Source organism: Ruegeria pomeroyi DSS-3, from assembly GCF_000011965.2.
In the GTDB taxonomy this organism is placed as follows: Bacteria; Pseudomonadota; Alphaproteobacteria; order Rhodobacterales; family Rhodobacteraceae; genus Ruegeria_B; species Ruegeria_B pomeroyi.
Map to the genome: position 1 here is coordinate 294,377 of NC_006569.1, position 13,251 is coordinate 307,627.

Here is a 13,251-nt window from a genome sequence, read left to right on the forward strand (position 1 = left end):
CACTGCCAATCCCGGTCAGAAACAACTTGTCACAAAAGTGATTCTCACATTACGGTGAATATGTCCGAAATGTGAGACTGCCATGCAAGAACGCCTGATCCGCCTTCTCGAAGCCATCGCTGGTGCCGCCAATCCGCCGAACGCCACCGATCTGGCGCAACTGACCGGCCTGCCGCGGGCGACCATCTATCGCAATATCTCGTCTCTGGTCGATTGCGGCTTTGTCGAGGTGACCGACTGCGGCAGCCGCTATGTTCTGGGTATGCGCTTTGTCAAAATCGCGCTGACCGGCAAGTCGGACATGCATGTGATCAACGCGGTTTCTGCGATGATGCAGCAGGTTGTGAAAACCTCGGGCGAAACCGGGTTCCTGGCCCGTTATCGCGGCGGGCGGGTCGATCTGATCCATATCGAGACACCGGCTGATCCGTCGCTCTCCTATATCTATCCCGGGCTCGGGCCCCGGCCCGCGCATGCCTGTTCCTCGGCCAAGGCGATCGCCGCCTTCATCACCCCCGAACTGCGCGACGAACTGCTGGACATCCAGCCGATGCGCTTCAACCAGAACACCATCACCGATCCCGATCAGATCCAGCGCGAGTTGAACCAGGTGCGCCGCTATGGCTACGCGATCTGCGACGGCGAGATCGACGAAGGGGTCAGCAGCGTCGCGGTGCCGATCAATGTGGACCGGCTGGGCGCGATCTTTTCCATGGGGGTCGTCGGCCCGTCGAACCGGATCAAGCCGATGGTCCAGAACCGCATCCTGCCGGTGCTGAGCGCCGAAGCGGTGCGTGCGGCGGCGGCGATCCAGCATTGCTCGGTGGTCGATGCCGAAACCACCAATGCCGAGGCCCTGGCCGACGCAAGAGAAGGGCTGAACAAGACGCATTAACGATCCAAACGGGAGGAAAGTCATGAAAAGAAGAGAATTTGGAGCTTTGGCCGCCGGTGCCCTGGCGATGGGATTGCCGTTTCGGGCCTTTGCCGACGAAACCTGTCAATCGCCCTATATGCCCAAGATCACCGGGCAAGAGGAATTCGTCTATGTCTGGACCCTGGGGGTCGAGGGCATGGGCGACGAACAGGACAAGCTGGTCACCATCGACCTGCGCCCCGGCTCGGCAACCCGTGGTCAGGTGATCAACTCGGTCTCGGTCGGTGGCCGCAACGAGGCGCATCACGGCGGGTTCTCGGCGGACCGGCGCTTTTTCTGGACCGGCGGGCTGGATACCAACCGCATCTTCATCTTCGACGTGCATTCCGATCCGTCGAACCCGAAACTGCACAAGACCATCGACACATTCGTCAAGGACAGCGGCGGGGTGGTCGGGCCGCATACCTTCTTTGCCCTGCCCGGCAGCATGATGATCACCGGCCTCAGCAACGATGACGACCATGGCGGGCGCACCGCGCTGGTCGAGTACAATGACGACGGCGAGTATGTGGCGACCTATTGGATGCCCACCGCCGACGACATGCAGGGTGCGGTGGCCGTGGGCGATGCGGTGGCCGATGGTTACGGCTATGACATCCGCGCGCTGATCCGCAAGAACGTCATGCTGACCTCGTCCTTCACCGGCTGGTCCAACTACATGATGGATTTCGGCCAGATGTTGCAGGACGCCGAGGCGATGAAGCGGTTCGGCAATACCATCGTGCAATGGGATCTGCACACCCGCCAACCGAAAAAGGTGTTCAACGTCCCCGGCGCGCCGCTGGAAATCCGCTTTCCCTGGGGGTCGAACGCCAACTATGCCTTCTCGACCACGGCGCTGACCTCACAACTCTGGCTGATCTACGAGGATGACGCGGGCGAGTGGCAGGCCAAGGCGGTGGCCGATATCGGCAACCCGGCCGATATCCCGCTGCCGGTCGATATCTCGATCGCCGCCGACGACCAGACGCTGTGGATCAACAGCTTCATGGATGGCAAGACCCGGCTGTTCGACATCTCCGACCCGCACAAACCGTTCCAGATCTACGAAAAGGTCATCGACCGCCAGGTCAACATGGTCAGCCAGAGCTGGGACGGCAAGCGCGTCTATTTCTCGTCCTCGCTGCTCGCCAACTGGGACAAGAAGGGCAAGGACGACGCCCAGTACCTGAAGGCCTATAACTGGGACGGCAAGGAACTGGTCGAGGATTTCGCCGTCGATTTCTACGAACTGGGCCTGGGCCGCGCGCATATCATGCGCTTTGGCAGCTCGGCGCTCTATTCGTCCTGATCCCTCCCTGACTTCCGGGGCGGCTCCGCGCTGCCCCGGCTTTTCCCTCGACACGGACGGATGGCCCATGCGCAAGCGCTTTCTCCTTTCCGGGCTGACACTTGTGGCAGCGGCGACGGTGGTCGGCTGGCAGGTCTGGAGCCCCGTGCCGCCCGCCCGGCCCAGCCCGATGTCCTCGGTCTTCGAGGCAAGCGATGCCTATCAGTTCGACCCGCCCGCCCCGGGCAGCTACCGCCTGAACCGGATCAAGCGCGCGCCCGATGGCCGGGTGCTGGATATCGCGGGCACCGAACACAGCCTGCACGACCTGACACGGGGCAAGATTTCCCTGGTCAGCTTCGTCTATCTCACCTGCGGCGATGTGAATGGCTGCCCGCTGGCGATGTCGGTTTTCTTCGACGTGCATGATGCCAGCGGCGACCTGCCCGGCCTCAACGAGGATGTGCAGCTGTTGACCATCAGCTTTGATCCCGCCCGCGACACGGTCGAGGCGATCGAGGCCTTTGCCTATCCCATCACCTCGGACGAGCAGGCGGGTGACAAGCTGAACTGGCAGGTGCTGACCACCTCGGGGCCGCAGGAACTGCGCCCGATTCTGGATGGCTATGGCCAGGTGGTCGACCGGTCCGAGGATCAGGAGACGATCAGCCACCTGCTGCGCCTCTTTCTGGTCGACCGGCAGGGCGACATCCGCAATGTCTATGGTCTGGGCTTTCTCGACCCGCGCCTGCTGTTGACCGATATCGAAACCCTGCTGATGGAAGAAGCGGGCGCATGATCCGTGCCCTTGCGACAGTGCTGGCCCTGATTGCCCCCGCCGCTTTGGCCGGGGACTATGGCACTGCCCTGCCCGCGCCGATCAGCGCCGAGACCTGCCCGGCGGACCCCGAAAGCTGGACCAAGGCCGCGCTCGAGCGCAGCCTGACAGCGCAGCTGGGCCTGCCCTTGGTACCGCATCCGGCGGACAATCCGCCGACCGAGGCCAAGATCGAACTGGGGCGCAAGCTGTTCTTCGACCGGCGCCTGTCGATCAACCGCACCATGTCCTGTGCCATGTGCCATGTGCCCGAGCAGGGCTTTGCCAACTGGGAACTGGCCACCGCCATCGGGGTCGAGGGGCGCAGCGTCAAGCGCAACGCGCCCAGCGTGATCAATGTGGGCTTTCTGACCCCGCTCTTTCACGATGGTCGCGATCCGGCGCTGGAAACCCAGTTTGTCGCGCCCCTGGTGGCGCGCAACGAGATGGCCAACCCCTCGATCGGCCATGTGGTGGCCGAGCTGAACCGCCTGCCCGATTACCGTCGCCTCTTTGACGCGGCCTTTGCCGCGCCCGCCTCGCTCGACCGGATCGGTCAGGCATTTGGCGCCTATCAGCGCAGCCTGACGCTGGGCAACAGCGCCTTTGACCGCTGGTACTACGGTGGTGACGAGACCGCACTGGATGCGGCGGCGCAGCGGGGATTTGCGCTTTTTAGCGGCACGGCCGGCTGCGCCTCGTGCCACGTGATCGAAACGGACCATGCGCTGTTCACCGATCAGGCCTTCCACGACACCGGCTATGGCCGGATGCGTGAAGAGCGGCGCCAGAACCCGCCCGCCAGCCACCCGGTCCAGGTGGCGCCCGGCGTGGTGCATCAGGTCGATTTCTCTCGCATCCGTTCGGTCAGCGCCCCGCGCGAGGCCGATCTGGGCCGCTACGAGGTGACCGAGGACCCTGCGGATCGCTGGACGTTCCGCACCCCCGGCCTGCGCAACCTAGCGGTGACTGCGCCCTATATGCATGACGGCGCGCTGACCACGCTGGGGGACGTGTTGGAGTTCTACAACGCGGGCGGCGCCGGGCATCCCGGACAGGATGCGCGCATCCGCCCGCTGGGCCTCAGCCCTGACGAACTGGCAGATATCCAGGCCTTTCTTATGGCGCTCACCTCGGAGGGGCTTGATTGCCTCGTGGCCGAGGCGCGCAGCCACCCACCCGACAATTTCTGATACAATTTCTGACCTAAGGAGACCACGGATATGCGGACGCGTGCGGCGGTAGCGGTTGAGGCGGGCAAGCCTCTGGAAGTGATGGAGGTGAACCTCGAAGGGCCCAAGGCCGGTGAGGTTCTGGTCGAGATCAAGGCCACCGGCATCTGTCACACCGACGAATTCACCCTCTCGGGTGCCGACCCCGAGGGGCTGTTCCCGGCCATCCTGGGCCACGAGGGCGCGGGCGTGGTGCTGGAAGTGGGCGAAGGCGTCACCAGCCTGAAACCTGGCGACCATGTGATCCCGCTCTACACCCCCGAATGCCGCCAGTGCGAATACTGCCTGAGCGGCAAGACCAACCTGTGCCAGGCCATTCGCACCACCCAAGGCAAGGGCCTGATGCCCGATGGCACCACCCGGTTCTCGATGCTCGATGGCACGCCGATCCTGCATTACATGGGCTGCTCGACCTTTTCCAACCACACCGTCCTGCCCGAGATCGCGCTGGCCAAGGTGCGCCCCGACGCGCCCTTCGACAAGATCTGCTATATCGGCTGCGGCGTCACCACCGGCATCGGCGCGGTGATCAACACCGCCAAGGCCGAGATCGGCTGCCGCGCGGTGGTGTTCGGGCTGGGCGGCATCGGTCTGAACGTGATCCAGGGGCTGCGCCTGGCGGGCGCCGACCAGATCGTGGGCGTCGATCTGAACCCCGACAAGGTGGCGATGGCCACGCGCTTTGGCATGACCGATTTCGTCAACCCGGCCGAGGTCGAGGGCGACATGGTGGCCCATCTGGTCGAGCTGACCAGGGGCGGCGCCGATTACTCGTTCGACGCGACCGGCAATGTGGGTGTGATGCGCACCGCGCTGGAATGCGCGCACAAGGGCTGGGGCGAGAGCATCATCATCGGCGTGGCGCCAGCGGGGGCCGAGATCTCGACCCGTCCGTTCCAGCTGGTCACCGGCCGGGTGTGGAAGGGCACCGCATTCGGCGGCGCCAAGGGCCGGACGGACGTGCCCAGGATCGTCGACTGGTACATGGACGGCAAGATCGAGATCGACCCGATGATCACCCACACGCTGAGCCTGGACGAGATCAACAAGGGCTTCGACCTGATGCACGCAGGCGAAAGCATCCGCTCCGTCGTCGTGTACTGACTGATATTGCGCGCTCCGGGAGTCGCAAGATGTATACGTAACGGGTTTTGAAATGACCTTCCGATCGGATTCAATCCCGGATCTGCTTGCTATGGTTGATAATGAACGGTTTTTCAGTTTCGCGGCATGGCGCGCGGTTGCGAGACCGTTCTTTATTGTGGATCCATCAAATTCCGTGAAGGGGCGTACACAAAAATAGGTGTGTTCATGTTTTGTTCTGATGCTATCAGAGAGGAACACTTGATGGCGATCGTGCCAACTGATCTTCGGGAGAAAACCATGCGTGATGAGGCCTGCTGTGATTTCGATTTTGTGCTTGGCGACTGGAAAGTCCGTCATCGCCGCCTGACAGTCCGTTTGGCAGGGAGCGACCAATGGGAGGAGTTTGACGGTACCAGTTCAACCCGCCCGGTGTTGGGCGGTAATGGCAATATAGAAGACAACTGGATCGATTTTCCCGGCGGTGCCTACCGCGCAGTTGCATTTCGGTCATTCGACAAGGCATCGGGACAATGGGCGATCTGGTGGCTTGATCAGCGCAATCCGCATCACCTCGATGTGCCGGTGGTCGGCCGCTTCGAAAATGGCGTGGGAACGTTCCTGTCTGATGACAGTTTCGAGGGCAAGCCGATCAAGGTGCGATTCATCTGGCTCCGTCAGGACGCCGACAGCTGCAGATGGGAGCAGGCGTTCTCCACCGATGGCGGCGCGAGCTGGGAGACCAACTGGACAATGCAGTTCTCGCGCGCGGCGCAAGTTCGGCCTCAAGCCTAAACGCGGGTTGGTGTTACAGCCACGTACTGACCCAATCCCGGCGCCCGAATGATGGGCGCCGGACCACCCTGCTCTCAGAAGGTCGGCGGGGTACAGGCGCTGACGATCGTGCAGGTCTCGGGCCCGACCTGCCGGAACCGGTGCGGCGCCCGGCTGTCAAAGTAATAGGCATCACCCGGCCCGAGGATCTTGCGCTGCGATCCGACGGTGATCTCGACCCGGCCTGACAGCACCACGCCGCCTTCCTCGCCCTCGTGGCCATACATGACCCGGCCAGTATCGGCCCCGGGCTGATAGGTCTCGTACAGGATCATCATCGCCCGGCCCACCAGATTGGACCCGACCTGTTTCAGCGACAGCTTGCCCTTGCCGATTTCGGTCAGATCCTCGGCGGCGTAGAAACTGGCCTTTTCCTGCTCGGGTTCGAAGGCAAAGAAATCGGACAGGCCGATGGGAATGCCGCCAAGCACCCGGCGCAGGGTACTGACCGATGGATTGATCTTGCCCCCCTCGATCAGCGAGATGGTGGAATTGGGAATGCCGCTCCGCTTGGCAAGCGCGCGTTGCGACAGACCGGCCCGCTCGCGGATAACACGCAGCCGCTGGCCCAGCTCGGCATCTTCATCTGTGCTGTTGGACATGTTCATTATCCGCAAAATTCTTTTTCTCAACACAATTAATACAATGGTTTGCGTAAAATGAAAAACAGACTTTTGCAAAACCCGCAACGCCCTATCCTGCGCCGAAGATTGAAACCGGGGCGCCGCCCCAGCACAGGACAGGCCCATGAAGAACGCCGAGATTGCCCGCCGCCGCGACGCCGCCATTGCCCGGGGCGTCGGCATGCAGACCCAGATCTATGTCGAACGCGCCGCCGGTTCCGAGGTCTGGGATGTCGAGGGCAACCGCTACATCGACTTTGCCGCCGGGATCGCGGTGGTCAACACCGGCCATTGCCACCCCCGGGTGATGCAGGCGGTGCGCGCACAGGCGGAGGCCTTTACCCATACCTGCCACCAGGTGCTGCCCTACGAAAGCTACATCCGTCTGGCCGAGCGGCTGAATGACCGGGTGCCGGGCGATTTCGACAAGAAGACCGTGTTTGTAACCACCGGCGCCGAGGCGGTCGAGAATGCGATCAAGATCGCCCGCGCCGCCACCGGAAGGCCCGCGGTGATCGCCTTCGGCGGCGCGTTTCACGGGCGCACCTTCATGGGGATGAGCCTGACCGGCAAGGTCATGCCCTACAAGACGGGATTTGGCGCCATGATGCCGGATGTCTATCACGTGCCCTTCCCGGTCGAGCTGCACGGCACCACCACCGACGAGGCCTTGGCGGGGATCGCCAAACTGTTCAAGACCGATCTCGACCCGGGCCGGGTGGCGGCGATCATCATCGAACCGGTACAGGGCGAAGGCGGGTTCTACCCCGCGCCCGCCGCGCTGATGCGCGGGCTGCGCGCGCTGTGCGACAGCCATGGCATCCTGCTGATCGCCGACGAGGTCCAGACGGGGTTTGCCCGTACCGGGCATCTCTTTGCGATGGAAGGGTATGACATCGCCCCCGACCTGACCACCATGGCCAAGGGGTTGGCGGGCGGTCTGCCGCTGGCCGCCGTCACCGGCCGGGCCGAGGTGATGGACGCCGCCGCGCCGGGCGGGCTCGGGGGCACCTATGGAGGCAACCCCCTGGGCATCGCCGCAGCCCATGCGGTACTCGACGTGATCGACGAAGAGGACCTGTGCCACCGCGCCAACGAACTGGGCTCGCGTCTGAAGCAGCGGTTGACCCAAGTCCGCGAGCGGGTTCCCGAAATCGTCGATGTGCGCGGCCCCGGCTTCATGATCGCGGCTGAATTCAACACCGCCGATGGCGGCGCTCCAAACCCGGATTTCGCCAATGCGGTGCGCGCCCAAGCGCTGTCGCGCGGTCTGGTCCTGCTGACCTGCGGCGTGTTTGGCAATGTGATCCGCTTCCTCGCGCCATTGACCATCCCCGAGGATGTGTTCGCCGAGGCGCTGGAAATCCTCGAAACCTCGATCCTTGCCGTGAAAGGGGGCTGAGATGACCACGCTTGCATTGAACGATCCGGGCCTGCTGGAAACCCGCGCCTATGTGAACGGGGTCTGGATCGAGGGCGGCGCGCGCTTTGCCGTGCAGGATCCCGCCACCGGCGACCTGATCGCCGAAGTGGCCGATCTGGGCGCCGCCGACACCGCCGCCGCGATTGATGCGGCCCATGCTGCGGGCCCGGGCTGGGCGGCGCTGACGGGCAAGGAGCGCGGCGCGATCCTGCGCCGCTGGCATGACCTGATGATCCAGAATGCCGACGATCTGGCCACCATCCTGACCGCCGAAATGGGCAAGCCCTGGGCCGAGGCGCGGGGCGAGATCCTCTATGGCGCCTCATTTCTGGAATGGTTCGCCGAAGAAGCCAAACGGGTCTATGGCGAGACCATCCCCGGCCATCAGCGCGACAAGCGGATCGTGGTGCTGAAACAGCCGGTTGGCGTGGTCGGCTCGATCACGCCCTGGAACTTTCCCAACGCGATGATCGCGCGCAAGGTCGCTCCGGCACTGGCGGTGGGCTGCACCTTTGTGGCCCGACCTGCCGAGCTGACGCCGCTATCGGCGCTGGCCATGGCGGTGCTGGCCGAAAGGGCGGGTGTCCCGGCGGGGGTGTTCAACGTGATCCCCTCGCAAGATGCGGCGGGGGTCGGGGCCGAACTTTGCGCCAATCCCAAGGTCGCCAAGATCACCTTTACCGGCTCGACCCGGGTGGGCCGCCTGCTGATGCAGCAATGCGCCCCCACCATCAAGAAGATGTCGCTGGAACTGGGCGGCAACGCGCCCTTCATCGTGTTCGACGATGCCGATCTGGATGCCGCCGTCGACGGGGCGATGATCGCCAAGTTCCGCAACAACGGCCAGACCTGCGTCTGCGCCAACCGGATCTATGTGCAGGCCCGCGTCTATGACGCCTTCGCCGACAAGCTGGCCGCCAAGGCCGCCCAGCTGCGGGTCGGCAACGGCTTTGACACCGGGGTCACCACCGGACCGCTGATCAACAGTGCGGCGGTATCCAAGGTCGAGGCTCATATCGCCGATGCGCTGGCTGGCGGGGCCGAAGTGGTGCTGGGCGGCACCCGCGCGCCGCTGGGCGGCACCTTCTTTGCGCCAACCGTGCTGCGTGACGTGACCCGCGACATGCTGGTCTGTCGCGAAGAGACCTTTGGCCCGCTGGCCGCGCTGGTGCGCTTCGAGAGCGAGGACGAGGTGATCGACATGGCCAATGACAGCGAGTTCGGTCTGGCCGCCTATTTCTACAGCCGCGATCTGGCGCGGGTCTGGCGGATGGCCGAAGCACTGGAAAGTGGCATGGTCGGCGTCAATACCGGGCTGATCTCGACCGAGGTCGCACCCTTCGGCGGCATCAAGCAATCGGGCCTTGGCCGCGAAGGCTCGCGTCACGGGATAGAGGATTATCTGGAACTGAAATATCTCTGCCTGGGCGGGATCGGCTGATCGGGCGCGCCGGTCTCAGCCCGGCGGCGGCGCCAGCTCATGGGCCCAGGGCGGGTTGGCGCCGGGGCGTGACACCGCAAGCGCCGCCACCCGCGCGCCATGGGTCAGGGCCGGTTTCAGGGCCTCGGCACGCAACCCCGCCAGCGCCGCCGGTGTCAGCAGGCCCTGTTCCGCCAGGGCGCTCAGCATCCCGGCGATGAACGTGTCCCCTGCCCCGACCGTATCGGCCACGTTGACCCGGGGCGCGGGCACCGAAACCTCGGCACCTTCGGGCAGATAGCCGGTCGCGCCCGCCGCGCCGCGCGTCACCACCACCAGCGCCGGACCCAGCGCCAGCAGGGTCCGCGCCCCGGCACGCAGATCGGGCGCGTCGGGACAGAGCCAGCCCAGATCCTCGTCCGACAGCCGCAGGATATCGGCCCGCGCTATCATCGCGCCCAGCCGGGCGCGATAGCGCGCCTCGTCCCCGACAAGGGCGGGTCGGATATTGGGGTCGATCAGCACCACCCGCCCGGCCCCGTGACGCTCCAGCAGATCGGCATAGGCATCGGCGCCGGGTTCGCACGCCAGGCTGATCCCGCCAAGACACAGGGCGGAGGCCTCCGGGGGCAGTGGCGGCAGCTCGGTTGCGCTCAGCATGCGCCCGGCGCTGTTCTCATCGTAAAAGGCATATTCGGGCTGGCCGTCGCGCAGCTGGACAAAGGCGAGCGTGGTCGGCCGATCCACCCGCGCCGCGCCCGACAGGTCCACATGGCTGGCGGTCAGGGCCTCGGCCAGCCGCTGGCCGAACATGTCGCGTGACAGCGCGGTGACCAGCCCGACCCGCTGTCCCAGCCGCCCCAGCGCAATTGCGGTGTTGAGCGCCCCGCCCCCCGGCTGCGGCAGAAAACCGTGACCCCCACCGATGGTGGGGGCCGCGATCATGTCGATCAGCGCTTCGCCGCAGCACAGGATCATCACCACCCCCGTTTGGTTCGATACGCGGGCATCTCAGCGCAAACCGGCGGAATTGGCCAGAGTTGTCAGGGTTCGGTCAGGAAATCGGCCAGGATCGAGTGGAAGAAACCCGGTTTCTCCAGATGCACCGCATGCGAGGTGCCGGGCACCACCGACAGGCGCGCATCGGGGATGTTGGACCAGAGCGTGTGGATCTGCGGCCAGCGATAGGATTTGTCGCAATCGCCCCACAGGACCAGGGTCGGCATGCTCAGGCGGGGCAGCGCCGCGCGCCCGTCCCAGGCGGCCATCGCCCCCAGCCCGGCCATTGCCGCCTGCGGGTTGGCCCGGGCGCCGATCTCGACCAGCAGCGGATAGGCCGCCGCCGCCGCGCCGGCCCGGAACCAGGTGGCCCCGATCCGGCGGATGGTGCAATCGACCCCATCCGCCAGCAACCGTTCGCGCGAGGTGTCGATCGGCTCGAACCGGTCAGGCATCAGCCCCAGCGGCCCGGTGCCGTAAAGCACCAGCCGCTTGACCGCATCGGGCCGGTCGGCGGCCATCTGCTGGGCGATCATACCGCCCATGGAATGGCCGACCAGCAGGAACTCGGCGATGCCCAGCTCGTCGAGCAGACCCAGCACCGCCGCCGCCATCTCCTCGATGCTGGCGCATCCCGGTCGGTCGGCGGCGGCGCCGAAACCCGGCAGGTTGGGCGCGATCACGTCGAACGCGTCCTTGAACCGTTCGATTTCCTGCGCCCATTGGGCGGCACCGCCCAGATAGCCGTGGACAAAGACCAGAGCCGGCCCCGACCCCGCGCGCAGATATGGCAGGCCCGGCATCAGCGCATTTGCTCCGGCAGCCACAGCGCCACGTCGGGCGCCACGATCAGCACCGCGATCAGCAGGATCATCGCCCCGATGAAGGGCAGGCAGCCCATGATCACATCACCGATGGTGACCTGATCCCGGCTGATCGCCTGGATCACGTAAAGGTTCAGCCCGACCGGTGGCGTCAGCACCGCGATTTCCATGGTGATGGTGTAGACCACCCCGAACCAGATCAGATCGAAGCCCGCAGCGCTCATCAACGGATAGATCGTCGGCAGGGTGATGAAGGTCATCGACACCGGCTCCAGGAACATCCCCAGGATGATGTAGAACACCAGCACGATGGCCAGCACCGTATAGGGCGACAGATCGAAGGACAGAAACAGCTCGGTGAATTGCTGCGGCACCCGGTAATAGGTCAGCACAAAGCCGAACAGCACCCCCGCCGACAAGAGCAGGCCTAGGTAGCCCATGGTCCGCATGGTGGAAAAGATCGCCTCCTTGAACCCCTGCCAAGTCAGCCCGCCGACCCAGAAGGCCAGCAGAACCGTCAGCGAGGCGGCGACGGCGGCGGCCTCGGTCGGGGTGGCAATACCGGCATAGATCGCGACCGTGATCACCAGCCCGATCAGCATGACCGGGCCAACCGTGGCCACGATCATCCGCATCGGCATCTTGGCCGCATCCTCGCTGCCGGGGATATCCTCCGGGCGCAGGATGCCCCAGATCAGCACCACGACAACAAAGCTCGACACCAGGATGATGCCGGGGATGACACCGGCGATGAACAGATCGCCGATGCTCTGATCGGTGACGATGCCGTAGAACAGCAGGATCAGGCTGGGCGGGATCAGCACCGACAGGGTGCCGCCGGCGGCCAGCACACCCGAGGACAGGCGCTTGCCATAGCCCAGCCGCAGCATCTCGGGCAGGGCCACGCCGCCGATGGTCAGCGCCCCCACCATGGACGAGCCGCAGACCGCGCCGAACCCGGCGCTCGCCCCGATCGAGCCATAGGCGGCAGAACCGCGCAACCGCACGCCCTGATGCAGGAACTGATAGAGGTTGGGCCCGATCTTCGATTTGCCTATCAGCTCACCCAGGAACACGAACAGGGGCACCGCCAGCAGGATATAGTCGATCCAGACCCCCCAGAGCTTCAACTCCGAGGACACGATCGAGGTTTTCCAGCCCTGGATCTGCCAGAGAAACGGCAGCGACGCGGCGGCCAGCGCAAAGGGGATCGGCAACCCGATGGAGATGAAGAGCATCAACAGGCCCAGCAGTCCCAGGCCGACAACATACCATTCCATTAGAGGTCTCCAGTCGGGGCCGGGCGCATGATCAGGCGGATCAGGCGCAATGCGGTGTAGAGGGTGAACAGGACCAGCGCGACCGCGCCCGGCGCCCAGAACATGTAGCGGGGCCAGTGCAGGATCTCCGAGGCCACGCCCGAGTTGAACGAACGGATCGTGGCGCTGACACCTGCATAGGCGAAAAAGCCCCCGACCCCCAGCATCAGCAGGTGATTGAGGATGTCAAAGAACCGCCGCGCACCCGGGCGCAGCTGGTCGGTCAGCATGGTCACCTTGGGAAAGGCATCCTCGCGCAGGGCAAAGGCGAGCCCGGCAAAGGCCACCGGGAACAGCAACAGCGCCGTGGCCTCGGTCACCATCCGGTCGGGCTTGCCCAGACCATAGCGGACAAACACGCCGTAGGTGATCCAGACCATCTGGACCAGAACGATGACGGCCCCCAGCCCGGCGAGCCATACGACGCCGCGCTCGACACCCCGGATCAGGCGGTCGATTCCGTCATTCAT

General features: G+C 64.8%; 13 protein-coding genes. 8 read left to right on the forward strand and 5 right to left on the reverse strand.

The window, feature by feature from the left end; all coding sequences use genetic code 11:
• Positions 1-82: 82 nt before the first annotated feature.
• From SPO_RS21175 to SPO_RS21200, 6 genes are all read left to right on the forward strand, one after another.
• On the forward strand, positions 83-895 hold the full coding sequence (locus SPO_RS21175; protein WP_011242047.1) for an IclR family transcriptional regulator: 813 nt from the start codon (positions 83-85) through the stop codon (positions 893-895).
• A 22-nt stretch (positions 896-917) separates the two neighbouring features.
• Complete coding sequence (gene mtoX / locus SPO_RS21180; RefSeq protein WP_011242048.1) at positions 918-2,228, forward strand: methanethiol oxidase; 1,311 nt, start codon at positions 918-920, stop codon at positions 2,226-2,228.
• Positions 2,229-2,295: 67 nt separating this feature from the next.
• Positions 2,296-3,006, forward strand: a complete 711-nt coding sequence (locus tag SPO_RS21185; protein WP_011242049.1) for an SCO family protein — start codon at positions 2,296-2,298, stop codon at positions 3,004-3,006.
• Positions 3,003-4,217 carry a cytochrome-c peroxidase gene (locus SPO_RS21190; RefSeq protein WP_011242050.1) on the forward strand — a complete coding sequence of 405 codons (1,215 nt, stop codon included), beginning with the start codon at positions 3,003-3,005 and terminating at the stop codon, positions 4,215-4,217. Before SPO_RS21185 ends, SPO_RS21190 begins: the two co-directional genes overlap by 4 nt.
• A gap of 30 nt (positions 4,218-4,247) precedes the next feature.
• A complete protein-coding gene (locus SPO_RS21195) occupies positions 4,248-5,360 on the forward strand; it encodes an S-(hydroxymethyl)glutathione dehydrogenase/class III alcohol dehydrogenase (RefSeq protein WP_011242051.1) in 1,113 nt (370 codons plus the stop codon).
• A 243-nt stretch (positions 5,361-5,603) separates the two neighbouring features.
• Positions 5,604-6,134, forward strand: a complete 531-nt coding sequence (locus SPO_RS21200) for a DUF1579 domain-containing protein (RefSeq protein ID WP_230981818.1) — start codon at positions 5,604-5,606, stop codon at positions 6,132-6,134.
• A gap of 74 nt (positions 6,135-6,208) precedes the next feature.
• Here SPO_RS21200 and SPO_RS21205 read toward each other — a convergent pair whose 3' ends face one another.
• A complete protein-coding gene (locus SPO_RS21205) occupies positions 6,209-6,775 on the reverse strand; it encodes a cupin domain-containing protein (protein WP_011242052.1) in 567 nt (188 codons plus the stop codon).
• A gap of 145 nt (positions 6,776-6,920) precedes the next feature.
• Here SPO_RS21205 and SPO_RS21210 point away from each other — a divergent pair, with 145 nt between their 5' ends.
• The gene (locus tag SPO_RS21210; protein WP_011242053.1) at positions 6,921-8,198 is read left to right on the forward strand and encodes a 4-aminobutyrate--2-oxoglutarate transaminase; all 1,278 of its coding nucleotides are present in this window, start codon (positions 6,921-6,923) and stop codon (positions 8,196-8,198) included.
• 1 nt (position 8,199) lies between these two features.
• On the forward strand, positions 8,200-9,660 hold the full coding sequence (locus tag SPO_RS21215) for an NAD-dependent succinate-semialdehyde dehydrogenase (protein WP_011242054.1): 1,461 nt from the start codon (positions 8,200-8,202) through the stop codon (positions 9,658-9,660).
• 15 nt (positions 9,661-9,675) lie between these two features.
• Here the strand turns inward: SPO_RS21215 and SPO_RS21220 are convergent, their stop codons facing one another.
• From SPO_RS21220 to SPO_RS21235, 4 genes are all read right to left on the reverse strand, one after another.
• Positions 9,676-10,617 (reverse strand): carbohydrate kinase family protein, encoded by a 942-nt coding sequence (locus tag SPO_RS21220; RefSeq protein ID WP_011242055.1) that lies wholly within the window; start codon positions 10,615-10,617, stop codon positions 9,676-9,678.
• A gap of 65 nt (positions 10,618-10,682) precedes the next feature.
• Positions 10,683-11,441, reverse strand: coding sequence for an alpha/beta fold hydrolase (locus tag SPO_RS21225; protein WP_011242056.1), 759 nt, complete (start codon positions 11,439-11,441; stop codon positions 10,683-10,685).
• Complete coding sequence (locus tag SPO_RS21230) at positions 11,441-12,742, reverse strand: TRAP transporter large permease (RefSeq protein ID WP_011242057.1); 1,302 nt, start codon at positions 12,740-12,742, stop codon at positions 11,441-11,443. The genes SPO_RS21225 and SPO_RS21230 overlap by 1 nt, the downstream gene beginning before the upstream one ends.
• On the reverse strand, positions 12,742-13,251 hold the full coding sequence (locus SPO_RS21235) for a TRAP transporter small permease (RefSeq protein WP_011242058.1): 510 nt from the start codon (positions 13,249-13,251) through the stop codon (positions 12,742-12,744). The genes SPO_RS21230 and SPO_RS21235 overlap by 1 nt, the downstream gene beginning before the upstream one ends.

Coding starts and splice junctions, on each gene's coding strand:
- SPO_RS21175 (WP_011242047.1), top strand. CDS start 83: ATGCAAGAACGCCTGATCCGCCTTCTCGAAGCCATCGCTGGTGCCGCC.
- mtoX (WP_011242048.1), top strand. CDS start 918: ATGAAAAGAAGAGAATTTGGAGCTTTGGCCGCCGGTGCCCTGGCGATG.
- SPO_RS21185 (WP_011242049.1), top strand. CDS start 2,296: ATGCGCAAGCGCTTTCTCCTTTCCGGGCTGACACTTGTGGCAGCGGCG.
- SPO_RS21190 (WP_011242050.1), top strand. CDS start 3,003: ATGATCCGTGCCCTTGCGACAGTGCTGGCCCTGATTGCCCCCGCCGCT.
- SPO_RS21195 (WP_011242051.1), top strand. CDS start 4,248: ATGCGGACGCGTGCGGCGGTAGCGGTTGAGGCGGGCAAGCCTCTGGAA.
- SPO_RS21200 (WP_230981818.1), top strand. CDS start 5,604: ATGGCGATCGTGCCAACTGATCTTCGGGAGAAAACCATGCGTGATGAG.
- SPO_RS21205 (WP_011242052.1), bottom strand. CDS start 6,775: ATGTCCAACAGCACAGATGAAGATGCCGAGCTGGGCCAGCGGCTGCGT.
- SPO_RS21210 (WP_011242053.1), top strand. CDS start 6,921: ATGAAGAACGCCGAGATTGCCCGCCGCCGCGACGCCGCCATTGCCCGG.
- SPO_RS21215 (WP_011242054.1), top strand. CDS start 8,200: ATGACCACGCTTGCATTGAACGATCCGGGCCTGCTGGAAACCCGCGCC.
- SPO_RS21220 (WP_011242055.1), bottom strand. CDS start 10,617: ATGATCCTGTGCTGCGGCGAAGCGCTGATCGACATGATCGCGGCCCCC.
- SPO_RS21225 (WP_011242056.1), bottom strand. CDS start 11,441: ATGCCGGGCCTGCCATATCTGCGCGCGGGGTCGGGGCCGGCTCTGGTC.
- SPO_RS21230 (WP_011242057.1), bottom strand. CDS start 12,742: ATGGAATGGTATGTTGTCGGCCTGGGACTGCTGGGCCTGTTGATGCTC.
- SPO_RS21235 (WP_011242058.1), bottom strand. CDS start 13,251: ATGAATGACGGAATCGACCGCCTGATCCGGGGTGTCGAGCGCGGCGTC.